Source organism: Roseateles sp. (assembly GCF_019237615.1).
Taxonomy (GTDB): Bacteria; Pseudomonadota; Gammaproteobacteria; order Burkholderiales; family Burkholderiaceae_C; genus Pelomonas.
Map to the genome: position 1 here is coordinate 1 of NZ_JAFAGT010000060.1, position 23,882 is coordinate 23,882.

General features: G+C 69.2%; 24 protein-coding genes, 1 pseudogene and 1 riboswitch. Of the genes and pseudogenes, 11 read left to right on the forward strand and 14 right to left on the reverse strand.

What is annotated here, in order from left to right:
- Nucleotides 1-152, reverse strand: a pseudogene (locus JOY88_RS11580) (DDE-type integrase/transposase/recombinase); the annotation flags it as partial.
- Between the two features lie 691 nt (nt 153-843).
- Here JOY88_RS11580 and xth point away from each other — a divergent pair.
- On the forward strand, nt 844-1,626 hold the full coding sequence (gene xth, locus JOY88_RS11585) for an exodeoxyribonuclease III (RefSeq protein ID WP_293502530.1): 783 nt from the start codon (nt 844-846) through the stop codon (nt 1,624-1,626).
- Here the strand turns inward: xth and JOY88_RS11590 are convergent.
- From JOY88_RS11590 to JOY88_RS11605, 4 genes are all read right to left on the reverse strand, one after another.
- The gene (locus JOY88_RS11590) at nt 1,608-3,311 is read right to left on the reverse strand and encodes a T6SS phospholipase effector Tle1-like catalytic domain-containing protein (RefSeq protein WP_293502532.1); all 1,704 of its coding nucleotides are present in this window, start codon (nt 3,309-3,311) and stop codon (nt 1,608-1,610) included. The genes xth and JOY88_RS11590 overlap by 19 nt on opposite strands.
- A 95-nt stretch (nt 3,312-3,406) precedes the next feature.
- Nucleotides 3,407-4,054 (reverse strand): CatA-like O-acetyltransferase, encoded by a 648-nt coding sequence (locus JOY88_RS11595; protein WP_293502534.1) that lies wholly within the window; start codon nt 4,052-4,054, stop codon nt 3,407-3,409.
- Between the two features lie 87 nt (nt 4,055-4,141).
- Nucleotides 4,142-4,402, reverse strand: a complete 261-nt coding sequence (locus JOY88_RS11600) for a hypothetical protein (protein WP_293502536.1) — start codon at nt 4,400-4,402, stop codon at nt 4,142-4,144.
- Between the two features lie 286 nt (nt 4,403-4,688).
- Complete coding sequence (locus tag JOY88_RS11605; RefSeq protein WP_293502538.1) at nt 4,689-5,417, reverse strand: helix-turn-helix transcriptional regulator; 729 nt, start codon at nt 5,415-5,417, stop codon at nt 4,689-4,691.
- Nucleotides 5,418-5,505: 88 nt separating this feature from the next.
- Here JOY88_RS11605 and JOY88_RS11610 point away from each other — a divergent pair, with 88 nt between their 5' ends.
- Both JOY88_RS11610 and JOY88_RS11615 read left to right on the forward strand, forming a co-directional pair.
- Nucleotides 5,506-5,922 (forward strand): DUF4902 domain-containing protein, encoded by a 417-nt coding sequence (locus tag JOY88_RS11610; RefSeq protein WP_293502540.1) that lies wholly within the window; start codon nt 5,506-5,508, stop codon nt 5,920-5,922.
- A gap of 67 nt (nt 5,923-5,989) precedes the next feature.
- The gene (locus JOY88_RS11615) at nt 5,990-6,535 is read left to right on the forward strand and encodes a PaaI family thioesterase (RefSeq protein WP_293502542.1); all 546 of its coding nucleotides are present in this window, start codon (nt 5,990-5,992) and stop codon (nt 6,533-6,535) included.
- Between the two features lie 2 nt (nt 6,536-6,537).
- Here the strand turns inward: JOY88_RS11615 and JOY88_RS11620 are convergent, their stop codons facing one another.
- Complete coding sequence (locus tag JOY88_RS11620) at nt 6,538-7,161, reverse strand: bifunctional 4-hydroxy-2-oxoglutarate aldolase/2-dehydro-3-deoxy-phosphogluconate aldolase (protein ID WP_293502544.1); 624 nt, start codon at nt 7,159-7,161, stop codon at nt 6,538-6,540.
- A gap of 68 nt (nt 7,162-7,229) precedes the next feature.
- Nucleotides 7,230-9,059, reverse strand: coding sequence for a phosphogluconate dehydratase (edd, locus tag JOY88_RS11625; RefSeq protein WP_293502546.1), 1,830 nt, complete (start codon nt 9,057-9,059; stop codon nt 7,230-7,232).
- A 118-nt stretch (nt 9,060-9,177) separates the two neighbouring features.
- Here edd and JOY88_RS11630 point away from each other — a divergent pair, with 118 nt between their 5' ends.
- Nucleotides 9,178-9,801: a gamma-glutamylcyclotransferase gene (locus JOY88_RS11630; protein WP_293502548.1), complete on the forward strand. Its 624-nt coding sequence runs from the start codon at nt 9,178-9,180 to the stop codon at nt 9,799-9,801.
- A gap of 22 nt (nt 9,802-9,823) precedes the next feature.
- Here JOY88_RS11630 and JOY88_RS11635 read toward each other — a convergent pair whose 3' ends face one another.
- Entirely contained in the window at nt 9,824-10,435 is a 612-nt protein-coding gene (locus JOY88_RS11635) for a nucleotidyltransferase family protein (RefSeq protein ID WP_293502550.1), read from the reverse strand.
- Nucleotides 10,436-10,570: 135 nt separating this feature from the next.
- On the opposite strand from JOY88_RS11635, the gene pdxH reads away from it, so the two are divergent.
- A complete protein-coding gene (gene pdxH / locus JOY88_RS11640; RefSeq protein ID WP_293502552.1) occupies nt 10,571-11,206 on the forward strand; it encodes a pyridoxamine 5'-phosphate oxidase in 636 nt (211 codons plus the stop codon).
- On the opposite strand, the gene JOY88_RS11645 is transcribed toward pdxH, so the two are convergent.
- From JOY88_RS11645 to JOY88_RS11665, 5 genes are read right to left on the reverse strand one after another with little or no spacing between them, the layout of a single operon-like run.
- Nucleotides 11,203-11,688 (reverse strand): DUF3299 domain-containing protein, encoded by a 486-nt coding sequence (locus JOY88_RS11645; protein WP_293502554.1) that lies wholly within the window; start codon nt 11,686-11,688, stop codon nt 11,203-11,205. The genes pdxH and JOY88_RS11645 overlap by 4 nt on opposite strands.
- A gap of 20 nt (nt 11,689-11,708) precedes the next feature.
- A complete protein-coding gene (locus JOY88_RS11650; RefSeq protein ID WP_293502556.1) occupies nt 11,709-12,902 on the reverse strand; it encodes an ABC transporter permease in 1,194 nt (397 codons plus the stop codon).
- Nucleotides 12,899-13,543 (reverse strand): ABC transporter ATP-binding protein, encoded by a 645-nt coding sequence (locus tag JOY88_RS11655; RefSeq protein WP_293502558.1) that lies wholly within the window; start codon nt 13,541-13,543, stop codon nt 12,899-12,901. Before JOY88_RS11655 ends, JOY88_RS11650 begins: the two co-directional genes overlap by 4 nt.
- Nucleotides 13,543-14,079, reverse strand: a complete 537-nt coding sequence (gene msrA, locus JOY88_RS11660) for a peptide-methionine (S)-S-oxide reductase MsrA (protein WP_293502560.1) — start codon at nt 14,077-14,079, stop codon at nt 13,543-13,545. The genes JOY88_RS11655 and msrA overlap by 1 nt, the downstream gene beginning before the upstream one ends.
- Before the next feature lie 10 nt (nt 14,080-14,089).
- Nucleotides 14,090-17,578, reverse strand: coding sequence for a DUF748 domain-containing protein (locus tag JOY88_RS11665; RefSeq protein WP_293502562.1), 3,489 nt, complete (start codon nt 17,576-17,578; stop codon nt 14,090-14,092).
- Nucleotides 17,579-17,617: 39 nt separating this feature from the next.
- Between JOY88_RS11665 and JOY88_RS11670 the strand changes: the two genes are divergently transcribed.
- Nucleotides 17,618-18,409 (forward strand): YdcF family protein, encoded by a 792-nt coding sequence (locus JOY88_RS11670; protein ID WP_293502564.1) that lies wholly within the window; start codon nt 17,618-17,620, stop codon nt 18,407-18,409.
- A 138-nt stretch (nt 18,410-18,547) separates the two neighbouring features.
- Here JOY88_RS11670 and ubiD read toward each other — a convergent pair whose 3' ends face one another.
- On the reverse strand, nt 18,548-20,107 hold the full coding sequence (ubiD, locus tag JOY88_RS11675) for a 4-hydroxy-3-polyprenylbenzoate decarboxylase (protein ID WP_293502565.1): 1,560 nt from the start codon (nt 20,105-20,107) through the stop codon (nt 18,548-18,550).
- A 219-nt stretch (nt 20,108-20,326) separates the two neighbouring features.
- Between ubiD and JOY88_RS11680 the strand changes: the two genes are divergently transcribed.
- The 5 genes from JOY88_RS11680 (at nt 20,327) to JOY88_RS11700 (ending at nt 23,882) form a co-directional block, all read left to right on the forward strand.
- Nucleotides 20,327-21,172, forward strand: a complete 846-nt coding sequence (locus JOY88_RS11680; protein ID WP_293502566.1) for a lytic transglycosylase domain-containing protein — start codon at nt 20,327-20,329, stop codon at nt 21,170-21,172.
- A gap of 8 nt (nt 21,173-21,180) precedes the next feature.
- Nucleotides 21,181-21,294: riboswitch (ZMP/ZTP riboswitch) on the forward strand.
- Nucleotides 21,295-21,351: 57 nt separating this feature from the next.
- Nucleotides 21,352-22,605, forward strand: coding sequence for a serine hydroxymethyltransferase (glyA, locus tag JOY88_RS11685; RefSeq protein WP_293502567.1), 1,254 nt, complete (start codon nt 21,352-21,354; stop codon nt 22,603-22,605).
- A gap of 2 nt (nt 22,606-22,607) precedes the next feature.
- Nucleotides 22,608-23,051 (forward strand): transcriptional regulator NrdR, encoded by a 444-nt coding sequence (nrdR, locus tag JOY88_RS11690; protein WP_293502568.1) that lies wholly within the window; start codon nt 22,608-22,610, stop codon nt 23,049-23,051.
- A 6-nt stretch (nt 23,052-23,057) separates the two neighbouring features.
- The gene (locus JOY88_RS11695) at nt 23,058-23,309 is read left to right on the forward strand and encodes a hypothetical protein (RefSeq protein WP_293502569.1); all 252 of its coding nucleotides are present in this window, start codon (nt 23,058-23,060) and stop codon (nt 23,307-23,309) included.
- Between the two features lie 99 nt (nt 23,310-23,408).
- Nucleotides 23,409-23,882 (forward strand): type IV pilin protein, encoded by a 474-nt coding sequence (locus JOY88_RS11700; protein ID WP_293502571.1) that lies wholly within the window; start codon nt 23,409-23,411, stop codon nt 23,880-23,882.

Genomic DNA, 23,882 nt, shown 5'->3' on the forward strand with positions numbered 1-23,882 from the left:
ACCTTCAGCCGGCCCCATAGGCTCTCGGTCGGCGCGTTGTCCCAGCAATCGCCCTTGCGACTCATCGACGAACGCATGCCGTAGCCGCTCAGCTGAGCACGAAATTCTCGACTGCAGTATTGGCTGCCACGGTCGCTGTGAAGGATCTGACCTCGCGTCAACACCCAGGAGTCGATGAACATTGGCTGGGCCTGGCCGTCCTGGCTGTACCTGGATGTTCGCGCCTAGACCAAGCCAAGGGCGGCCCAGAGAGCGACTCTGGAGCCGCAACGTTTTGCCCCAGCGATCCTGGATGTTCGATCTACGGCCCGGTGCCGTTATCTGCCTTACAGCCAAGCACTTCGGCGTGGCAGGTGAACAGGTGGGTTCGGCGGGACGATCAATCGATGCCACCCACGCCCTCATGATCGGCTCATTTCGGATGATCGTTGCCGGGCAGACCTAGGACGAGCGCGTCGAGCTGTGCGGCAATGAGCTGCAGCTAGGCCGGCACGCTCGAACTCATCACGATCCAGTCGAAACGGCAAACGATAAGCCGGCATCGCCCCGTTGTGTCGCTTCCGTCCAGCGTGCTCCCCCCTCCCTCGCACCCACGACTGCATTCTGGACGGCTCCACGCCATCCGAGCTCGTGCCGGAGCGGGAGGACCGCCTGATAGACTGATTCGGCAACAGGCAGCGACCGGACAGGTGCCCTCAGTGCTTGGTGCTGAGACACATTTCAGGGTGGCTCTGGCAGAGCCACCCCAGTTCACCAAAGATGAGTGGCTAGACGGGTAGCCAGGAGAAGACCAGTGCAGATTGATGAGAAAATATCCTTAAAAATCAATAGCATAGGATTCTCATGAAACTCGCCACCTGGAACGTCAACTCCCTGTCCGTACGCCTGCCGCAGGTGCTCGACTGGCTGGCCGCCCACCCCGTCGACGCGCTGGTGCTGCAGGAGACCAAGCTCACCGACGACAAGTTTCCCACCATGGAGTTCGGCGAGGCCGGCTGGCAGGTGCAGTGGTTCGGCCAGAAGACCTACAACGGCGTCGCGCTGATCAGCCGTGAGCCGGCGACGGACGTCGTCAAGAACATCACCGGCTTTGCCGACGAGCAGGCCCGCGTCATCGCCGGCACGGTGGGCGGCGTGCGCGTCATCGGCGGCTACTTCCCCAACGGCCAGGCGCCAGACAGCGAGAAATTCGTCTACAAGATGAACTGGCTGAACGGCCTGCGCGGCTGGCTCATCGAGGAGATGAAGCGGTACCCGGAGCTGGTGCTGATGGGTGACTTCAACATCGCCCCGGAGGATCGCGACGTCTACGACCCTGTCGCCTGGGCCGGCCAGATCCACTGCACGCCCGAGGAGCGCGAGCATTTCCAGAAGCTCATCCAGCTGGGCCTGAGCGATGCATTCCGCCTCTTCGACCAGCCGCCCAAGAGCTGGAGCTGGTGGGACTACCGCAACTTGGCCTTCCGCAAGAACCAGGGCCTGCGCATCGACCACATCCTCGTCAGCGCGGCGCTGAAGAGCCGCGTGACAGCCTGCGAGATCGACAGGCTGCCGCGCAAGAACGAGCGGCCCAGCGACCACGCGCCCGTCATCGTGACGCTGGACGGTCAGGTGGCGGCGACCTGAGGCGCGGGCACCGCCTGGCGGCGCTTGAACGACGTCAGGATCAGCGCCGCGACGCCCAGCAGTCCGACCCATTTGACGAGGCTGGCGGCGGCCAGCAGCAGCCCCAGCGGTGACGCGATCCAGGAATCGGCACGGACCGCCAGCAGCGCCAGCCAGGACAGCAGGTCCTCCAGCAGATCCGCACCCACCGCCATGGGCAGCGCCCAGCCGGCGCGGTTCAGCCATGCCGGCGGCCGCTCGCCGACGCGGATCAGGCCAGCATGGCGCGCAAAGGCCCGGCACACCCAGGGCGCCAGCAGCCATGTGTAGGCGGCGATCAGCATCAGGTCCAGCAGCAGCGCGGTGCCGGGCCGCTCGAAGCCCTTCGCCACAGCTGACCACTCGGCGAGGGGCAGGCCCAGCTGCCACTGCTGGAAGCGCAGGTTGGCGTCCCACGCGGCGTGCAGCAGCTCCTGTGGCGCGAGCGGGCCTTGCGGCGGGACGAGGGACCAGCCCATCAGCGCCAGCAGCGGCAGGACCAGCAGCCAGGCCAGCATCGTGACCCAGGACAGCGTGCCCGGTGCGCGCCAGACGGTGCCCGCCGGGAAGGCTTGCGTCCATTGCGAGACCGAGGGATGGGTGCTCATCTTCACGGGCAGGCTGGCCTGCTCGTCCATCGCCGCACGGGCCGTGTCGCGCACTTTCAGGCCGGTCAGCGCCCATAGCGGCATGGCGCGGGTCTCGCTGTTGATGCGCGCCGCGTCGCGGGTGGGTGGGACCGGATCGAGCGCGGGCATCAGGCGGGTCACGTCCGCTTCGGTCGCGAGCGCTGGATGGCGGGCATTGGCGGGCAGGTTCAGCCCGCAGGCGAGCGCCTCGGCCACCAGCCACGCGAACGGCGCCCGCGAGAGCTCGCTGTACCGGTAGGGGTTGCCGCCGCCGACGTCGCAGTGAGAACCACGGAACCAGCATTGCCTGATGTCACCCGGCTGCTGCCCGACCATGGTGTAGGCGCCGTCGTTCTCCGCATAGGCGCGAGGCAGGAACTGGGCCCGCTGCTCGTCCAGCGCCAGTGCCTGGCGCACATGCCGGAAATGCTTGCCGGCCAGGTCGGGCTTGGCGGTGATCTTGAGGCCGAAGGGAGGCAGGCCCACGCTGGCCACGGTGTCCCAGACGCCGACGAAATGGATCTCGGGCCATTGCGCGGGCGTGCTGCCCTGGCCGAACAGCCGCGCGGCCTGGTCGGCAATGGCCTTGCGCTCCGGCGACTGGCGCGAGAAATAGGTGGCGACCAGGCTGGAGACCAGCGTGTCCTGGTGGCCGTCGATGATGCCGAAGGCGTTCACGAGCCCAGCGATGGAGCGCGCCGTGAAGGCGCCGCGTGAGAAGCCAAACACGAAGATCTGGTCGCCGGGCCGCCAGTTGGCCATCAGGAAGCGGTAGCCCTCGGCGACGTTGTCGAACAGGCCGCGGCCGAAGGCCAGGCCATCGATGCGCTCACGAGCGCGGCGGAACTTGTCCGCCACCGTCGTGCCGGGCAACTGGCCGGGGTTGCCGACGCCGGGGTCGCAATAGACCAGCCGGTCGGGGTCCGGGTAGAGCCCCAGCAGTTCCGCCAGCAGCACCACGTGGGTGTCCGAATGGCGGCCGCTGAGGTTGTTGTTGGTGCCGTCGCACAGCAGCACCAGTTGACGCGGCGGGTTCATGCGGAGAGCCTCACGAGCGAAGGGGGGGAGGAATGCAGGCAGTTTTGCATCCGCACTCGTCCCCATCATCCCCAGAAGAGCGGAGGCTGGTGTCCCTAGACGGCGTCCAGCCGCGCCTGCAGCCGTTCAAAGAAACGGCCCACATGGATTCCATCGCAGAGTGCATGGTGCACGTCGACGGCCACCGGCATCAGCAGCCGGCCCGCCTGCTCTGTGAAGCGGCCGAACGCCACCTTGGGCCGGTCATCGCCCTGGCCGCGGGCATGCGTGAAAGCCGTGAAGGCCAGCCAGGGCAAGGCTGTCATGTGGACCAGCGTCTCCTCGCGCACGTCGCCGGGCTCGTCGGCCGCGAACAGGTCGCCGCTGGCGCGGCGCACGCGCTCGACCTTGGGCTTGGCGCACGCCGCGAATGCGGCCAGCGAAGGTTCGCGCGGCAGCGTGACGAAGCCGAAGCTGCCGTCATCGCGCAGTACCGTCGTGCTGGCGTGGATGACGGCGAACTCGCGCACGCCGCCGCCATCGGCCGTCAGCGTCTGGTGCATGGCCTCGATGCCGTTTGCCGCCTCCAGCGCTGCATGGTGGTAGGCCAGCCAGGGCGTCGCTCCATGTCGGGCAGCGCGCTCGCGCAGGCCGGTCACGTCCACCGGGACGGTGACGCTGAAGGCCGGCTGGGCCATGCGGCGGAAGTGCTCCAGGGCCGCGCGGCGCGGCCAGGCGTCCAGGGGAATGTCGCGATCTTGCATGGGCTGCATGCTCGCATGCCGGTCGCCCAAACAAGACAGGCCGCTGGTGCGGCCTGGTCTCTGGAGGTGCGGGATTGGTTCGGGCCGTCAGTCGCCGCTGGGCTGGCGCATGCCGAAGTCGTAGAGGGCGCGCTTGAGTTCGTCGGCGCGCTCTTCGCCCAGATCAGCCAGCAGGCGGTTCGCCGGCGTGCCGCGGATCTGGCCGATCCGGTTGTAGCCCAGTGTCTTGGCGCGCGCCAAGGTACGGGGCGTCAGCGTCAGGCATTCGAGCGGTGCCTGGTCGGCGAGGCTCAGCAGCCGGGCATAGGTTTCCGAGGAGATGGCCACGATGCTTGCGCTGGCGGGCAATGCGGTCGGGGTCGAGGCCGGACGCAGGGGCTTTGATGGAAGGTGCGGAGGTGCGGAGCTCGTGGTCTGGAGCTGGTCACCTTCGCAATCCATCATCGCCGCGTACATCTCGGTCGAGGCGTCTGCCTTGCTGGTCAGCCGCCGAAGCGGGGGACGCCGAGGATTTCGCAGATCAAGTCGATGAGTTGCATGGGAGGCTCCTGTGGGATGGGAAAGAAATCGCTGACCCGGACTGTCCCTGTTTTTACCCCCCTAGAAACCTAGCAAGTCTGCCAGCTTGCGGTGCCTACAGAACGCCTGCCGCCACGCACTTGAGCACCGCCTGGTGCTTGGAGGTCACCTCCAGCTTGCGCATTGCATTGCCGAGGTGGAAGTTCACGGTCTTCTCGCTCATGCCCAGGATGACGCTGACCTCCCAGGCCGTCTTGCCCTGGGCCGTCCAGCTCAGCACGTCCAGTTCGCGTCGGGTCAGCTTGGGCAGCTCGCCCTTGTTGAGCTTGGGGCTCAGCAACCGGTCCGCGGCGGTCAGAGCATGGGCGGCAAGAAGCTGCAGGCCAGCCACCATGTGCATCAGCTGCCCCCCCGCCTTGGGCAGCGACTCGTCGCGATCCACGCCAAGCACGAAATGCTTGTCACCCGGCAGATGCAGCTTGACCGCGATGCCGGTCTTGTAGCCGTAGGGGGCCTGCATCTCCCACAGCTCACCCACGCCCGCCGAGACATAAGTGGCCTGGTCGTAGACCACGGGTACGGTCTGGGTCATGAGATGACCCACCACTGGATCCCGCAGTGCGTCGCCCCGATCCCGGGCGGCCTCGAGGTAGCCCACGGGCGTATTGCCATACGTGGTGATCTGCATGCCACTGTCCTGCAGCACTCCGCGCATCAACATGCCCGAAATGATGGGGAACCCCATGGCATCCGCCGTCGCGACGAGGCGGCGCTCGAAGCTCTCGAAGTCTTCGCTCAGCCCGACATCGATCAGCTGCTGGTAGTTCATTTCGGGCTTGGCCATACCTGCCAAGTCTGCCAGCTTGTTCGCCCCCCCGAGCCGACCAGAGACTGCGCTCCCGTACTAAACACACGCCAGAGAGGAGGCGTCCATGTCAGCCCTGATCCAGTTGCCCGAAGGCAGCGTCTGCTGGCCCGCGGCCGCCCTGCCCGGCGCCGCCCGCGACGCGAGGCATGCCCGGACCCAAATGCATTGCTCGCGCGGCGACGAGCGCCGGGCGAGCGGCTCCACGCGCTGGGACCGTTGCTATGCCGATGCCTGCGCCTGGGTGGAGTGGGACTGGGTCGAGATGATCGAAGGCACCATCGTGCAGGCCGATCCCCTCAATGTGCGCTCCAACGTGCTGCTGCTGGACGAGCGTGGCCGGCCGCTGCTGTCGTCGCGGCGGCGCGCGATGCTGGCGACGCTGGTGTACCTGCTGCCCTGGCAGGGACCGGTGCTGGATGCGCTCAGGAACACCTTGCACGGCCGCCGCGCCGGCTCCGTGGAGCAGCGCTTGGCCGCCTGAACATGGGCGACAGCGCGGGGCGCCGGCTTTGCGCAGAATCGGTGGCTTCCCCGCTTGAAGCCGCACCATGAGTTCATCTTCTCCCGACGACATCCTTGCGCAATGGCAGGCCGAGGAGGCCGCAGTTCGCGCGCGCCAGCAGCGCGACACCGGGCTGGCTTCGCGAGCGATGCTGGCCGGCAAGACCGGCCTGCAGCAGATGCAGGCCATGCTGGACGGCCTCGCGCCGCCGCCGCCGATCAGCCAGACGCTGGACTTCGCATTGATCTCGGTCGAGGACGGCCAGGCCACCTTCCAGGGCCGGCCGCTGTTCAAGCACTACAACCCGCTGGGCAGCGTGCATGGCGGCTGGTTCGCGACGCTGCTGGACTCCGCCCTGGGCTGTTCTGTGCACACGACGCTGCCCGTGGGCCGCGGCTACACGACGCTGGAGTTCAAGGTCAACCTGGTGCGCAGCCTGAACGACAAGGTGCCGCTGGTGCGTGCGATCGGCCGCGTGGTGCATCGTGGCAGGCAGGTGACGACATCGGAAGCCACCCTCGTCGGCCACGACGGCAAGCTCTATGCCCACGCGTCGACGACCTGCCTGCTGTTCGACCTGCCGCCGGCCTAGCGTCAGGCGCGCAGCGCCGCGGCCTCGGCGGCCAGCTTGGTGATGCGCGTCCAGTCCTTGGCGTCGATGGCGTCCTGCGGCGTCAGCCAGGAGCCGCCGCAGACCTTGACGTTTGGCAGCTTCAGGAACTGCGGCGCGGTCTCCAGCGAGATGCCGCCGGTCGGGCAGAAGGCCACATCCGGGAACGGGCCGGCCAGCGACTTCAGCAGGTTCACGCCACCCACGGCGACGGCCGGGAACAGCTTCAGGAAGCCGAAGCCCGCCGCGTTGGCCTGCATGACTTCGGAGGCCGTCGACACGCCGGGCAGCAGCGGCAGGCCTTCGGCCTTGCAGGCCGCGGCCAGCGCGTCGGTGTAGCCGGGGCTCACGCCGAACTGGCAGCCGGCGTTCTTGGCGTGGGTGACGTCCTGCGGACTGCGCAGCGTGCCGGCGCCGACGATGGCGCCCGGCACCTTGGCCATGGCTTCCATGGCCTGCAGCGCGACGGGGGTGCGCAGCGTCACCTCAAGCACCTTGACGCCACCGGCGACCAGCGCTTCGGCCAGCGGCACGGCGTCTTCCAGGCGCTGGATGACGATGACGGGAATGACGGGGCCGTGGCTGGCCAGGCTGAGGGTATCGATCATCTTCATGTTCCTTGATCCGTGAATGCCAGTGCTACCCGCTTCGCGCGTGCGGTCTGGCACCGAGTTCATTAGAGCCAGGTGCAGGCGCCCTGCTCGGCGCTCAGTACATTGCGGCGCAGACCGGCGAAAAGCTCGCGGCCCAGGCCATGGGCATTGACGTCGGCCTCGGCGGGGTCGAGCCTGGCGACGTCACGAGCCGCCCATTCGGCGTCGCCGACCAGGGCTTGCAGGCTGCCGGTCAGCGCGCAGACGCGCACGATGTCGCCGTCGCGCAAGCGCGCCAGCGGGCCGCCTGCCAGTGCCTCTGGACTGACGTGGATGGCCGCCGGCACCTTGCCCGAGGCGCCGCTCATGCGGCCGTCGGTGACCAGGGCGACCCTGAAGCCCTTGCCCTGCAGCACCGCCAGCGGCGGCGTCAGCTTGTGCAGCTCGGGCATGCCGTTGGCATGCGGGCCCTGGAAGCGCACGACGACGATGACATCGCGCTCCAGCTCGCCGTTCTTGAACGCGGTGAGCATGGCCTCCTGCGTCGTGAAGATGCGGCAAGGCGCCTCGACCATGTGGCGGTCCTCGGGAACCGCCGAGACCTTGATGACCGCGCGGCCCAGGTTGCCGTCAAGCAGCTTGAGGCCGCCAGTGGCGCTGAAGGGTGCGGCGGCCGTGCGCACGACGCCATCGTCGCCGCTGGCCGCGGGCATGGGCTCGCGCACGACCTCGCCGCCCTGCCCCACGGCTTGCGGTACGAAGGTGTAGGGGCGCAGTCCGTTGCCGGCGACGCTGAGCACGTCCTCGTGCATCAGGCCGGCGTCCAGCAGCTCGCGGATGACGAAGCCGGGGCCGCCGGCGGCCTGGAACTGGTTCACGTCGGCGCTGCCGTTGGGGTAGACGCGGGCGAGCAGCGGCACGACGGCGGAGAGGTCGGAGAAGTCCGTCCAGTCGATCAGGAGGCCGGCCGAGCGGGCGACGGCGACCCAGTGGATCAGGTGGTTGGTGGAGCCGCCGGTGGCCAGCAGCGCCACCATCGCGTTGACGATGCAACGCTCGTCGACGAGCTGGCCGATGGGCTTGGCGGGCTTGCCGGCCAGGCGGCCGCTGATGTCCAGCGCGCTGCCGACGGCCTCCCGCGTCAGCGCCGCACGCAGGTCGTCGTGCGGATGCACAAAGGCGCTGCCCGGCACGTGCAGGCCCATGGCCTCCAGCAGCATCTGGTTGCTGTTGGCCGTGCCGTAGAAGGTGCAGGTGCCGGCGCCGTGGTAGGCGGCGGATTCGCTTTTCAGCAACTCGTCCCTGCCCACCTTGCCCTGGGCGTAGAGCTCGCGCACCTTGGCCTTGTCGCTGTTGGAGATGCCGGTGCCCATGGGCCCGGCCGGCACGAAGACGCAGGGCAGATGGCCGAAGTGCAGCGCGCCGATCAGGAGACCCGGCACGATCTTGTCGCAGATGCCCAGCAGCAGCGCGGCGTCGAAGACGTCATGCGTCAGCGCGATGGCCGTGCTCATCGCGATGGTGTCGCGCGAGAACAGGCTGAGCTCCATGCCGGGCAGGCCCTGGGTGACACCATCGCACATGGCCGGCACACCGCCGGCCACCTGCGCGGTGGCGCCCAGGCGATGGGCCTCGGCGCGGATCTGGGCCGGGTAGTCCTCGTAGGGCTGGTGGGCCGAGAGCATGTCGTTGTAGGCCGTGACGATGCCCAGGTGGGGCGCCTTCTCGGCGACGATGCGCAGCTTGTCGTTGGATGGCAGCGCCGCGACGGCATGGGCGACGTTGGCGCAGCCCATGCGCTCGAAGCCGCGCTGGCGGTTGTTGAGCTGGGCGATGCGGGCCAGGTAGTCGCCGCGCGGCTTGGCGCTGCGCTCCCGGATGCGTTGTGTGACTGCGGTGAGCGTGGAATTCATGCTGTGCCTCCTGGGACCGCGTTTACGTAACCGGTCCTTGGGAATTTAAGTAACCATATTACTTCGCCCAAGGAGCCCGCGGGTTACGGCCTGGGTACCGACGTGACAAGATGGGCGCATGGCGTCACAGGCAATCCACATTCCCCATGGGCCGGCCCGCAGCGCGCATCTGCTGCAACGCACGATGGCCGAATGGCGATCCAGCGGCGACGACCTGCTGCTGTTTGCCTACGGCTCGCTGATCTGGCGGCCGGAGTTCGAGTATGCCCAGGCCCTGCCCGCGCGCGTACTGGGCTTCCATCGCGTGCTGCGCATGCGCTCGCGCGTGAACCGCGGGTCGCCGCAGCAGCCGGGGCTGGTGCTGGCGCTGATCTCGGGTGGCAGCTGCCGCGGCCTGGTCTATCGCGTCCCGCGCGAGATCGGCGAGGCCGTGCTGCCGCGGCTGTGGGTGCGCGAGATGCCCAATGGCGTCTACGAGCCGCGCTGGCTGAACTGCGAGACGCCGTCCGGCCGCCTGCGCGCGCTGGCCTTCACGCTGTCGCGCCAGAGTCCGAACTGGACCGGCCCGCTGCACGAGCCCGAGCTGCTGTACATCTTTCGCCACGCCAGCGGCCGCTATGGCACGACGCTGGACTATCTGCTGCGCACCGTTCAGGGTTTGCGCGAGCATGGCATCCGCGACACGGAGCTGGAGCGCCAGGCCCACCTGGCCGCGCAGCACGGCCTGTGCGCGCCGCTGTGAGCCGCGCGGCAGCCGCCTACATCTAGCTGCCCTGCAGCCGAGCGAGGTCTTCCACGGTGTCCACGTCGACGTGCACGCCGGGATCGTCGACAGTGATGGGCTGGGCCGCATAGCGCGCCACGATGCGCCGCGCGCCCTCGTCGCCCTGCAAGGCCACCAGCTCGGAGTAGAGCTCGGTGCCGAAGCCGACCGGATGGCCCTGGATGCCACGGTACTGGGCATAGCAGACGGGAAAGCGCTCCAGGCCTTCCGCGACGGCCACGATGGTGGCGGGCTGCACCAGCGGCATGTCGGCCGGCAGGATGAGCCAGCCATCGGCGTCGCCGGTGGCGCTGACGCCGGCGGCGATGGAGTGGCCCATGCCGACGGGCTGGGGGCGACCCTGGGCATCGCGATCGGGCAGTGTGACGACGTCGCGCGCCGCGACCAGCCTGTGCACGGCCGGCGCCAGCGCCGCCGTCGTCACCACGACGACCGGGAGCTGCGTCGCAATGGCGTGGCGCAGGCTGCGCGCCAGTACGGTGTCTCCACTGGGCAAGCCACCCAGATGCTGCTCGAGCTTGTGGCCCGGACCTCTGAACCGCGAGCCGCGACCGGCGGCCAGCACAACGACGGCGGGGCGTCGCTTTGTCATTTGCAATTGATCCTTCCAAACCCTCGCTGCCCAGCTTCGGTCTGCGCCGTTTGCTGCGGTGCCACAAGCATGCCGAGTGGCACTGCGCTTGAAACTGGTACGTTCACTTAAGGGAAGGTCTGCATACTTCGCTCCATGAGCAAGCTGAGCGAATTTCGAAAGAGCTATGAACTGGGCGAACTTGACGAGTCCCAGGCCATGGACGGCCCGCTGGCCCTGTTCCAGCGCTGGATGGACGAGGCCATCGCCCATGATGTGTCGGAGCCGACCGCGATGACGGTGGCGACGGTCGGCGTCAATGGCCGGCCGTCGACGCGCATCGTGCTGCTCAAGGGCTGTGACGCGCGCGGCATGGTCTGGTTCACGAACTACGAAAGCCGCAAGGGCGAGGAACTGGCTCACAACCCCTACGCGGCGCTGCAGTTCCACTGGGTGGAGATGGAGCGCGTCGTGCGCATCGAGGGGCGCGTCGAGAAGACCTCGGCCCGGGAGTCAGACGACTATTTCAAGAGCCGGCCGCTAGATTCGCGCCTGGGCGCCTGGGCATCACCGCAGAGCCGCGTCATCGGCACCCGTGCGGTGCTGGTGGCCAATGCGGCCAAGGCCGCCGTCCAGCATGGGCTGAACCCGGAACGGCCGCCGCATTGGGGAGGCTTCCGTCTGGTGCCGGACCTGTTCGAGTTCTGGCAGGGGCGCCGCTCAAGGCTGCACGACCGCCTGCGCTTCCGGCTGCAGGGCAGCGACTGGTTGCGCGAAAGGCTGGCGCCCTAGTTGACGGCGTTGCCGTCCTCGACGCGGTAGTACAGGCCGTAGGGGTCGTCGGTCAGCACGGCCAGCTGGCCTTCGACGACGACAGGCTCCAGCGTATAGCGTACCGGCTTCCTGGTGCGCACCTCGACCAGGCCCTCGGGGCCGGCGGGCACGCAGAAGGAGCAGGTCGTCGGCACCGAGGACAGCAGAAAATGCTGCTGCTTGTCGCCCGCCTCCAGCGGCATCATGAAGCCCTGCACCTTGACCGTCTTGCGGTCCAGCGCCTGCACGGCGGCCGGGAAGGTCGGGATGATTTTCTTTTTCTCCGCCCTGGCCGTGACCTGGGACAGCAGCTTCCACGACACGATGTCGGCGCGCTCCTCCAGCGGCTTGAAGGGGCTGCGCGGGTCGTGGTAGCCGGGACCCTGGCCGATGGAGGGCGCGGTCTGCGCGAACACGGCCGAGGCGGCCAGGCAGAGGATGAGCAGGGGCTTGAACTTCATGGTGAGCGAATTGTCGGTGTTCAGCGCGGAGCTTGCAGCAGGCTGGTGACATCCAGGCGATAGGCCCGCCAGGCCGGCCAGGCCGCGGCCAGCAGTGCCAGGCCGCAGGCCAGCAGCGGCACCAGCCACTCGGCCTCGCTGACGCCCAGCGGCCCCAGGCGCAGCGACTGGCGCTCGGCCAGCAGGCGTTCCAGCACGGCGACCAGGCCGTGCCCCGCCGCCAGGCCCAGCACGGCGGCCAGGCCCGCCAGCAGCAGCGCCTCCAGCGCGATCAGGGCCGCTACGCGCGAGGCCGGCGCGCCCAGCATGCGCAGCATGGCCAGGTCGCCCTGGCGCGCGCGCACCGCGTGCAGCAACGCCACCCAGACCGACAGCCCCGCGGCCGCCAGCAGCACGATACCGAAGCCGCGCAGCACCTCGGTGCCGGCACCCACCAGCCGCATCAGCCGTGCCGTCTCCAGCGCCGGCGCGGCCGACTGCAGGCCGTCCTGGGCATTGACCCAGCGCGGCAGCATGACGGCCGCCAGCGGGCTGCGGTAGCGCACCAGGATCAGGGTCGTCTCGCGCGCCTCATCGGCCTCCTCATGCGCCGCGCCGGCATGGTGCGCCTCATGCACCTCCCATACCGACGCAAGGTCCGTCAGCACGAGGCGGTCCAGCACGCTGCCCGATTCGGCCAGTACGCCGACAACTTCGAACGGGTGCTCGCCATGGGCGCCGCCACCCTCGGCCAAGCCATGGCTGCCGGCAAAGCGGTCGCCGATCTTGAGCCCGCTCGCCCGTGCGACCTCGGCGCCCAACACGGCCTGCATGGGCCGGGTCCACAGGGCGCCCTGCCCCAGCGTCGCGCCGTACAGCCCGACATAGTCCGGCGTCGTGCCCACGATGCGGTAGCCGCGGAAGGAGTCGCCCAGAGACAGCGGCACGGCCTGGGCCACCAGCGGCTGTCGCTTCAGCAGCTCCAGCGTGGCCAGCGGGATGTTGCCTGTGGGCGCGTCGAGGTGGAAGACGCCGGCCAGCATGATCTGCATCGGGCTGCCCTTGGCGCCCACGACGAGGTCGATGCCGGCCAGGTCGCGCCTGAGCCCGGCCTCGACCTGGGCGCTGGCGCGCAGCACGAAGGTCACGGCCGCGAGGCCCAGCGTCAGCAGCAGCAGGTTCAACGCCGTCGTCAGCGGGCTGGACCACAGGTATTTCCAGGCCAGGCGAATCACAGCATGACCTCCGCCACGTCCTGGCGGGCGTTCAGCGCGTCGACCACCCGCGCGTCATGGCTGGCGATGACCAGCGTGCAGCCTTCCCGCTCGGCGGCGTCCAGCAGCAGCGCCAGCATGTGCAAGGTGTGCTCGTCGTCGAGGCTGGCGCTGGGCTCGTCGGCCAGAAGCAGGCGCGGGCGGCGCATCAGCGCGCGGGCCAGTGCCACGCGCTGGGCCTGGCCCACGCTGAGCTGGTGCGGCCGGCGGGCCGCCAGTCCGGCGACGTCCAGCGCCGCCAGCAGCTCGGCCGCGCGTCCCGGATCGGCGCCCTGCCCCGCCGCCAGGGCCGGCAGCGCAAGGTTCTCTGCCACTGTCAGGGCTTCGCTCAGGTGCAGTCGCTGCGGCACGACGCCCAACGTCGCGCCGCGCCAGGCGTCCAGCGCCCGCGGGCTCATTCCGGCCAGGCCGGAGCCGGCGACGCTGAGCTCGCCCTGCTGCACGCGCAGCAGGCCGGCCAGCAGCGCCAGCAGCGTCGACTTGCCCGAGCCCGAAGCGCCGCGCAGCAGAAGATGTCGCCCCGCGCCTAGCGTGAAGTCGGCGTAGCGGATGGGCGCCTCGGCGCCTGCGTAGTGGTGGGACAGCCCCTGCCAGGCCAGCATCACTTGACCAGCCGCTTGAAGCTGGCGAGGAACTTGTCCACCTTGCCTGCGACGACAAAGGCGCAATAGCCCTGGTCGGGATTGCGGGCGTAGTAGTGCTGGTGATAGGCCTCGGCCGGGTGGTAGTTGGCCTCGGGCTGCAGCTCGGTGACGACGCGGCCGGCGTGGTGCTCGCTGGCCTCCTTGATCAGCTCGGCCGCGAGCTCGCGCTGCGCCTCGGTGTGCCAGTAGATGCCGGAGCGGTACTGGGTGCCGACGTCGGCGCCCTGGCGGTTCAACGTCGTCGGGTCGTGGATGGTGAAGAAGACCTCCAGCAGCTCGCGCAGGGAGACCTCCCCCGGGTCGAAATCGATGCGCACGACCTCGGCATGGCCGGTGTTGCCACTGCAGACCTGCTCGTAGTTGGGGTGTGGCGCCTGGCCGTTGCTGTAGCCGTTCTCGACATGGTGCACGCCGCGCACGCGCTCGTAGACAGCCTCCAGGCACCAGAAGCAGCCGCCGGCCAGGGTGATGCGCTCGAGATTCGTTGCGGTCATGGGAGGGCTTTCAATGTGCGCCGAGGGACAGCTCGACATGGGGGCGCCAGGTTTCATCGCAACCCTGATCGCAGAGCTTGGGAGCGGCAACGAAGACGCGGGCATTGGGCGCACCACGGGCCAGCAGCGCGTCCCGCACGGCGGTGGCGCGGGCCACGGCCAGCTGGCGCAGGGCCTCGTCGTCGACGGCGTAGCTGCCCAGCAGCAGGCCACGCATCTGCTCGGGCGGCAGATCCTTGGGCAGGCCGATGAGGTTCTTGGGCTTGTTGGGCAGCTTGCTGGCCTGGTAGAGGCGCCTGAGCGCGGCGTCCGGCGCCGGGTTGGTGAGCAGCGCGTTCTCGGCCCTGAGCGCCTGGGCCAGGCGCTGCTCGCGAATGGGCTGGTTCTCGGCGGCAATGCCGGCCCAGCCGGTCAGCGTGAGCTGCACGCCGGGTTTGTCGACCAGCAGCTTGGCGATACGGTCGAGCTGGTCGATGGCGGACAGCTCCGTGCTGCCGGGCAGGAAGGCAATCTGGGCTTCCTCCGGGTTGTCGCTGCCGCTGAACAGCGCAAAAGGCGAGGTCAACGCCTTGCCGATGAGGTTGAGGATGAGCTTCCAGACCAGGCCACCGACGCTGAAGTCGGGGTCGTTCAACGAGCCGCTGACGGGCAGGTTGACGTCGATGACGCCGTTGCGGTCCTTCAGCAGCGCGACGGCGAAGCGCACCGGCAGCGTCGTCGCGTCGGGGCTGTCAACCTTGTCGCCGAAGGTGAGCTGGTTGAGGATGATCTGGTTGCTGGCGACGAGCTGGCCGCCGGGCTCGACCTTGTAGCGCACCTTGGTGGAGAGCTTGCCGCGCTCGATCGCATAGCCGGCGTACTTGCCGGCGTAGGGCGACAGCGGCGCGAGTTCGATGTCGGTGGCGTTGGCGGCCACGTCCATGGCCAGCGGCGCACCGGGCTTGAGCTGGCCGTCGATCTCCAGCAGGCCGGTGCCTGCGATCTTGCCGCGCAAGGTCAGTGGCGCCATCTGCGGACTGGTGGATGAGAAGGCGCCCAGCGAGCCTTGCAGATCCGTCAGCCGGGCGCTGTAGTGAGGCCGCACGAAGCGGTCGTTGAAGTCGACGGTGCCACGGTTGACGCGGATGTGCTCGGCGGCGAACTCCGGCGCAGGGGCTGACGCCGCCGCTGCCGCCGGCGCCGAGGCGGCGTCGGCCGGGCCGATGTCGCGCAGGTTGAAGCGCCCCTGCTCGTTGACGATGAGGCGGGCATAGGCGTCGTCGAGCTGGGCTTCCCGCACGGCCAGGCGTGGCGGCGCGCCGGGCGCCAGCGCGAGCTTGAGGCCGTCGAGCTGCAGCATCTGCCAGCTCAGCAGGTCTTCGCCGACGACGCGTTCGCCGTCCACGGAGCGCGCCTGCTGCACGGCCAGCGGGCCCACGCGCACATCGCCGTCGGCGCTGGCCGACCAGCCACCGCCGGCCTGCTGGCTGGCGTTGACCGTGGTCCTGAGCCCCAACTCGGCACGCTGCAGATGCAGGCCCCAGGCTGGGTCGAGGTAGGCATTGAGCAGCTGCAGGGGCAGTGCCTTGGTCTGCAGGCTGCCGCTGGCGGACAGTGGCGCCAGGCCGAGGCGGCCGCTCCACTGCAGGCTGCCGGCGCTGGCCGCCACCGGCCGGTCATTGGCGCCCAGCGCCGCGAGCTGGCCCGAGAGCTGGGCTGGCACCATGGCTTTGGCCGGCCAGCTCAGCGCGCCCAGCTGCAGCCGCAGCGGCTCGACGGCCAAAGCCACTGGCGTCATGCCGGCGGGCACGGCGGCGTCGTGCCAGCGCAGCGCGCCGCGCTCGACGCTCAGGCCGGCGAGCTGCAGCTTCCAGCCGGGGCCCGCGGCAGGGCCTGTCGCCGCGCCCGCCGGCTGCAGCAAGGCCGCGAGGTTGAGGCGGCCGTCGCGCTCTCGGGCGAACTGGGCGCGCGGCGCGTCCAGGGACAGCATGCCCAGGCTGATGCTGTGGGTGGCCGGCTCGACACTGGCCTTGTCGAGTCGGGCCGAGGCCAGCGTCAGCAGTCGCGGCGAACCGGGCAGGCTCAGGCGCGCATCGCCGACATGCAGCTCGGCCAGTGTCAGCTCGGCGCGCTCGGCGGCACCTTCGGCCAGCGGATTCTTGACGCGCAGGCCGGCCCGGGTGGAGAGCTCCGCCGTCAGCCGCGCGCCCGCGGGCAGCGGTAGCCAGGCAGCCAGGCGCTCAAGGGCCAGGCCGTTGAGCTCGGCGTCGGCTTCCAGCAGCTCGGGCGCCAGTCGGGCCTTGGCGCTCAGCGTCGCCCGATCCAGTTGCAGGCTGGCATCCAGCTGGGCCGGCGCCTTCAGCGGCCAGGCGGCCGTGCCGAGCTTGAGCTGGATGGCGTCCAGCACGAGATCCTTGCCGGCGCTGAAGCGACCATCCTTGACCTCGAGGCCGGCGACGCTGACCTGCCAGGGCGGGGACGCGGGCCCTGCTGCCCCGCCCTGCCCCGCCGGCAGCTGCACCCAGCGGGCCTCGGGCGACTCCAGCAGGATCTGGCCGAAGCCGAGCTGGCGCCGCAGCGGCTGCACGTCGGCCAGCGGCAGATTCAGGTGCTTGAAGCCCAGCAGCGGCTGGCCATCGGGCTGGGTCAGCGCGAGATCATGCAACTGCACGCCGCCGCTGAGCTTGACGCCGGGCGGCTGCTTGGGCCGCTCGGCGAAGTCCACGGCCAGGTCGACGTCGAGCCGGCCACTGCCCAGGCGCAGCGGCGCGCTGGCGGGCACATAGGCAGCCAGCGGTGCGAGGTCGAGGCCGGCGAACTTGAACGACAGGCGGGCACTGGCGTCCTCGGCGAAGGGCAGTGCCTCGGCGCGGCTGTCGAAGGCGACGCCGTCGAGCTGGCCGCTCAGGTGCGGCCGGACCTTGGCCTCGACGTCGGCCGGCAGCGTGGACAGGAAAGGCAGGGCCAGGCGCAGCTCGCTGAGCTCGTGCTGGCGTTGGACGGGGCGGTCATCGAAGACGATGCGGCCTTCGCCGAGCTCGATGTTGTAGACGGCGAATTCGGGCTCGGCCGCCTCGGGCTCGCCGGGGGCTGCGGGTTTGGCGGCCAGGCGCTGGATCAGGTCGTCGATGTCGTAACGGCCCTCGGCCAGGTGCGCGATGCGCAGCTCGGGCCGGGTGAGCGTCAGCGACTCGACGACGGCGCGCCCGTGCAGCAAGGAGCGCAGCGACAGAGCCGCGTCCAGCTTGGCCAGCGTGAACAGCGGCGGCCGGCCGGCGCCGGGGCCGGCAATGCTGAGGCCTTCCACGACGAGGGCGAGGCGCCAGGGCTGGAAATGAGCCTCCTCGATGCGGATCGACCGTCCCAGGGCCTGGCTGGCCAGCTCGGCGCCACGGCCGGTGACCCAGCCCGGCAGCGCCAGCGTCACGATCAGCAGCAGCAGCGTGCCGAGCGCCGACAGGGCGGCGAGGGTCCAGAGGGCGATGCGGGCGGCACGGAACGGGAAGCGGAAGGATGTCATCACAGCGGACGCATTATTGATGTCAGCGATGATGCCGGGGTGAACCTCGCCCTCGATTACTCCGGTTTCAAGACCCTGGTGCTGGCGGTCGTTCTGCCTCCAGCGCCGCTGCTGCTTCTGGCCGCATGGGGCGGTTGGCGGCTCAGGCGCGGCCGGCGCTTCGGCGGGGCCTTGCTGGCGCTGGCGCTGACCGGGGTGTGGCTGTCGGGCACCGAAGCTGCCGGCGAGCTGCTGAGCCGGGTCGTCGGGCAGCCCGCGCTGCTGCCGCCGAGCCAGGTCGACGCCCTGCGCGGCCGCCAGGATGGTGCCGTGCTGGTGCTGGGTGCCGGCGTGCGGCGGCTGGCGCCGGAGTTCGGTGGCGGCGCCCCGACACGACTCACGGCCGAACGCCTGGCCTATGGCGTCTGGCTGGCCCGGCGCAGCGGCTGGCCACTGGGGTTCACGGGTGGGATTGGCTGGACGGCGGGCCAGCTGAGGCAGCCCGAGGCCGTGATCGTCGCCCGGGTGGCCGCCGAGGATTACCGCCTGCCGCTGCGCTGGGCCGAGGCCAGTTCGCGCGACACGCGCGAGAACGCGGCCCACACGCTGCCCATGCTGGCGGCGGCGGGCGTGAAGGAGGTGATCCTCGTCACGCACGAGACCCATATGCGTCGCGCGCTGCGCGCCTTCGAGGCGGAGGCCGCGCCACTGGGCCTGCGGGTGCTGCCGGCACCCGTGGGGCTGCGCGAGGATGCGCTGAGCAGCTTTGACGACTGGTGCCCGTCCGTCGACGGTTTTGAGCGCGTGCGCTACATCGCCTACGAGGCGCTGGCCTGGTGGGCGGGGCGTTGAGGCGTCGAATATAGAAACCCCGCCGGGCTTTCAGGCCGGGCGGGGTGGGTGGCGATGCCACCTTGGGGCTCCAGGGCGATCTGCCGAGGGGCTCCTGGCGCGCAAAGATTGCGCCAGAGGGTTTGCCTCAAAAGGCCCTCAAACAGTAGGCGAGCCAGCTTCCTGCTTCAAGAAGAGTTGCCCGAATAGCGCATCGGCGCGCGCCGTGATCTCGGGAGGCAGGCTGATGCCGCGACCCCATTCGCGCGAGGTTTCGCCGGGCCATTTGTTGGTGGCGTCCAGCCCCATCTTGCCGCCCAGGCCGCTGACGGGCGAGGCGAAGTCGAGATAGTCGATGGGCGTGTTGTCGACCAGCGTGGTGTCGCGCACCGGGTCCATGCGGGTGGTGATGGCCCAGATGACTTCCTGCCAGTTGCGCGTGTCGATGTCGTCGTCGACGACGACGATGAACTTGGTGTACATGAACTGGCGCAGGAAGCTCCAGATGCCGAACATCAGCCGTTTGGCATGACCGGGGTAGGACTTCTTGATGGACACGACGGCCATGCGATAGCTGCAGCCCTCGGGCGGCAGGTAGAAGTCGACGATCTCCGGGAACTGCTTCTGCAGGATGGGTACGAAGACCTCGTTGAGCGCGACGCCCAGGATGGCGGGCTCGTCCGGCGGCTTGCCGGTGTAGGTGGAATGGTAGATCGGGTTGCTGCGCTGGGTCTGGCGCGTGACCTCGAAGACGGGGAACCAGTCCTGCTCGTTGTAATAGCCGGTGTGATCGCCGAACGGGCCTTCCAGCGCATGCAGATAGCCGTCCTTCTCCTTCAGCGGCACGCCGCGCTCGCTGACGCCGGTGAAGCCTGGCGCGGCGGGCGGAATATGGCCTTCCAGCACGATCTCGGCCGACGCCGGCGCCTGCAGCGGCTGGCCCCGGCCCACGCCGGTGTTGACCAGTTCCGTACGCGAGCCACGCAACAGGCCGGCGAACTGGTACTCCGAGAGGGCATCGGGCACGGGCGTCACGGCACCGAGGATGGTGGCCGGGTCCGCTCCCAGGGCCACGGCGATGGGGAAGGGCTCGCCCGGGTGGGCCAGCGCGAAATCGCGGAAATCCAGCGCGCCGCCGCGGTGCGCAAGCCAGCGCATGATGACCTGGCGGGGGCCAATGAGCTGCTGGCGGTAGATGCCGAGGTTCTGGCGAGGCCTCGCCGGACCGCGCGTGATGACCAGACCCCACGTGATCAGGGGGGCGGCGTCGTCCGGCCAGCAGGTCTGGATGGGCAGGCGGCCCAGGTCGATGTCGCCGGACTCCAGCACCTCTTCCTGGCAGGCCGCGCGGCGCTGAACGGCGGGCTTCATGTCCCACAGCGCCTTGGCCATCTGCAACAGCTTTCCGGCGTCCTTCAGGCCCTTGGGCGGCTCGGGCTCCTTGAGGCTGGCGAGCACCCTCCCCACGTCCCTCAGATCGGCCAGGGACTCAGCGCCCATGCCGAGTGCGACTCGACGCGTCGTCCCGAAAAGATTCGTCAAGGCGGGCGAGGAAAACCCGGCCGGCGCCTCGAACAGCAGGGCCGGTCCGCCGGCACGCAGCACCCGGTCGCTGAGGGCCGTCATCTCCAGCACGGGCGAGACTTTTTCACGCACGCGCTTGAGCTCGCCAAGGCCTTCCAGGCCGGCGATGAAGTCCCGCAGGTCGCTGTATTTCATAACCAAAAGTAGTTTAGAAGTGTTGAAACAGCCTTGACGGGTTATCTTCGGCTCGTAAAATTCGCGGCTTCGGGTTTCCACTGAAGCCCAACCGGCCGGGTCCTCCGGGCACAGAGATGCCACAGGCCAGAGCAATCGACCGGGAAATTATCACCGTCGCTCCACCCAGACCGCCTCGCAACGGCGGCAACCTGAGGTAGGCGCGGCACAAGGAGTCGCATGACGACACGTCAAGACCTGTTCAGCCTGGCTCGCCACACGCGGGATTCGGCGTCGCTGTTCGTGAAGGACATCGGCAACGGCCTGCTCGTGGTCAGCCACAACACGCTGGCCCTCCTCGGGCTCGCCGTGGTGGCGGTGCTGCTGGTGTTCACGAGCCAGGCGGGCCTGCGCGAGAAGCTGGAGTCCGCCACGCTGGGTTGGCTGCACGCCCGCCAGGAGGCGCGCGCTGAGGCCGACGGCAGCGCGCTGCTGGTGCCGGCCGAGCCCGAGGCCATAGCCCGTGCCACCGCCACCGACCCGCGCGGGCTCAGCCGCCAGCAGGCCGCCGTGGCCCATTGGCTGGCGCGCCGCTACCGCGTGGCGCCCGAGCCCGTCAGCCGGCTGGTGCAGGAGGCCTGGGCCGTGGGCCAGCGCGCCAAGGTGGAGCCGACGCTGATCCTTTCCATCATGGCCATCGAATCGGGCTTCAACCCCTTCGCACAGAGCTCCGTCGGCGCTCAAGGCCTGATGCAGGTCATGACCCGGGTGCACGACGACAAGTACGAGGCCTTCGGCGGCACGCTCGCGGCCTTCGACCCGGTCACCAATCTGCGCGTGGGCGTGCAGGTGCTCAAGGAATGCATCCAGCGCGCAGGCAGCCTGGACGAGGGCCTGCGCTACTACGTCGGCGCCGCCAACCTGGCGGACGACACCGGGTACACCGCCCGCGTGATGGCCGAGCACGACCTGCTCAAGGCCGTGGCCGCCGGCCGCGCTGTCCCGGCCAATGCCGCCGCGCGCCCGCTGCGCGAGGCGGCGTCGGCGCCCACTGGCGAATCTGCTCAGGTGGCCTTGCTGCGCTGACTTACACTGCCGGTTCACGCGACTGGCGATCAGGGTCACGAGCTGACCCGAGGTGGGCCACCACCGGGGAGCGTGAGGCGGTTCCAAGGAGCCGCTGTCAGCCGTTCGCCTGGGCAGCCCTGGACGTCGCGCCTGCCGCGATCGCCTGGGACTCACCGCCTGACCTTCGGAACACCAGCATGTTTGACCGCACCACCTCCACCCTCGCCCTGGTCGACCCCGAGCTCTGGACCGCCGTCCAGAACGAGAACCGCCGCCAGGAAGACCACATCGAGCTGATCGCGTCGGAGAACTACACCTCCCCCGCCGTCATGCAGGCCCAGGGCAGCCAGCTCACCAACAAATACGCCGAGGGCTACCCGGGCAAGCGCTACTACGGTGGCTGCGAGTACGTGGACGTCGCCGAGCAACTCGCCATCGACCGCGTCAAGCAGCTCTTCGGCGCCGAATACGCCAATGTGCAGCCCAACTCCGGCTCCCAGGCCAACCAGGGCGTGTTCTTCGCGCTGCTGCAGCCCGGCGACACCATCATGGGCATGAGCCTGGCCGAAGGCGGCCACCTGACCCACGGCATGGCGCTGAACATGAGCGGCAAGTGGTTCAACGTCATCAGCTACGGCCTGGACGCCAATGAGGCCATCGACTACGACGCGATGGAGGCCCTGGCCCGCGAGAAGAAGCCCAAGCTCATCATCGCCGGCGCCTCCGCCTACTCGCTGCGCATCGACTTCGAGCGCTTCGGCAGGATCGCCAAGGAGATCGGTGCCTACTTCATGGTGGACATGGCCCATTACGCCGGCCTCATCGCCGCGGGCGTCTATCCCAACCCGCTGCCCCACGCCGACGTCGTCACGTCCACCACGCACAAGAGCCTGCGCGGCCCGCGCGGCGGCATCATCCTGACCAACGACGAAGCCATCGCCAAGAAGATCAACTCGGCGATCTTCCCCGGCATCCAGGGTGGCCCGCTGATGCACGTCATCGCCGGCAAGGCCGTGGCCTTCAAGGAAGCGCTGACGCCGGAGTTCAAGGCCTACCAGGAACAGGTCGTCAAGAACGCCAAGGTGCTGGCCCAGACGCTGATCGAGCGCGGCCTGCGCATCGTCTCCGGCGGCACCGAGAGCCACGTCATGCTGGTGGACCTGCGTCCCAAGAACCTGACCGGCAAGGAAGCCGAGGCCATCCTGGGCGCCGCCCACATGACCTGCAACAAGAACGGCATCCCCAACGACCCGCAGAAGCCCATGGTCACCAGCGGCATCCGCCTGGGCACGCCGGCCATGACCACGCGTGGCTTCAAGGAGGAGCAGGTGCGCCAGACGGCCCACCTGATCGCCGACGTGCTGGACAAGCCGCACGACGAGGCCAATCTGGCCGCCGTGCGCGCCAAGGTGGCCGCACTGACGGCAGCCTTCCCGGTCTACCGCGGCTGACGGTGCGCTGCCCGTTCTGCTCTCACACCGAAACCCAGGTCTCCGAAACCCGGGAGTCGGATGAGGGCGACGTCGTCCGCCGGCGGCGCCGCTGCCTGTCGTGCGACAAGCGCTTCACGACCTATGAGCGGGCCGACATCACCCTGCCCTCGGTCGTCAAGAAGGACGGCCGGCGCGCCGATTTCGACTCCGCCAAGCTGCGTGCCTCCATGCAGCTGGCGCTGCGCAAGCGGCCGGTCAGCGTCGAGCAGATCGACGCCGCGCTGAACCGCATCGAGGAGAAGCTGCTGGCCAGCGGCGCGCGCGAGATCGCATCGACGCGGCTGGGCGAGCTGGTCATGCGCGAACTCAAGCGCATCGACAAGGTGGCCTATGTGCGCTTCGCGTCGGTCTACCGCAGCTTCGAGGACGTCGACGAGTTCCGGCAGCTGATCCGCGAGATCTGACCCGGGTTGGCCCTGATTCTCTTCGGAGAGGGCGAGTGGGTGATGGCCCAACAGGCCCAGACGCCGGGGCTCCAGCATCGCCAGGGCCTGGTAACGCAGGTTGGCGGCATCGAGCTGGGCCTGGTAACGCAGGTTGGCGGCATCGAGCTGGGCCTGAGCGGCGGTTCGGTGATCCGTCAGGTCGCCGCCCTCGCCGCATCCCGGATGCGCAACTGCGCCGTCGGCGCCGGGATGGGCAATATCCCCAGGTTCGCCTGAGCCCCTCATTCGCGGTGGTCGCCGACCGGCGGCGCGACTCGGCGGATGAGCGGCGCGGGTGAACCAGGGTCGCCATCGATGCCTGCCGAGAATCATTCGATGCGCATGCCTCGTCGCCCACGTCGCCAAGGCTTCAGCCTGATCGAGCTGATGGTCGCGCTCGCCGTTGCCGGCATCCTTGCCGCCATTGCCTACCCGGCCTATACCTCCCAGTTGCAGCGCGGCCGGCGGGCCGACGCCATCGCCGCGCTGTCGGCCGTCATGCAGGCCCAGGAGCGATTTCGCAGCAACGTCAGTAACTATGCGTCGTCGCTGAATTCCCTGAACATCAACATTTCAGACATCACGCCGCACTACCAGGTCAGCCTGAGTGGCGTCGGGAACCCAGCGGCTTTCTCGACCGGCTATATCGCGACGGCGACGCCGGTGCCTGGCGGCAAGCAGGCACGCGACTCCGCCTGCAAGAGCTTCACGGTGACCCTGAACCGTGCGACCCCCACGTATACCGCGTTGGGGGACCCCGACAACAGCGGGTCCGACCGGGACACCAGAGCACTCTGCTGGCCCAATTGA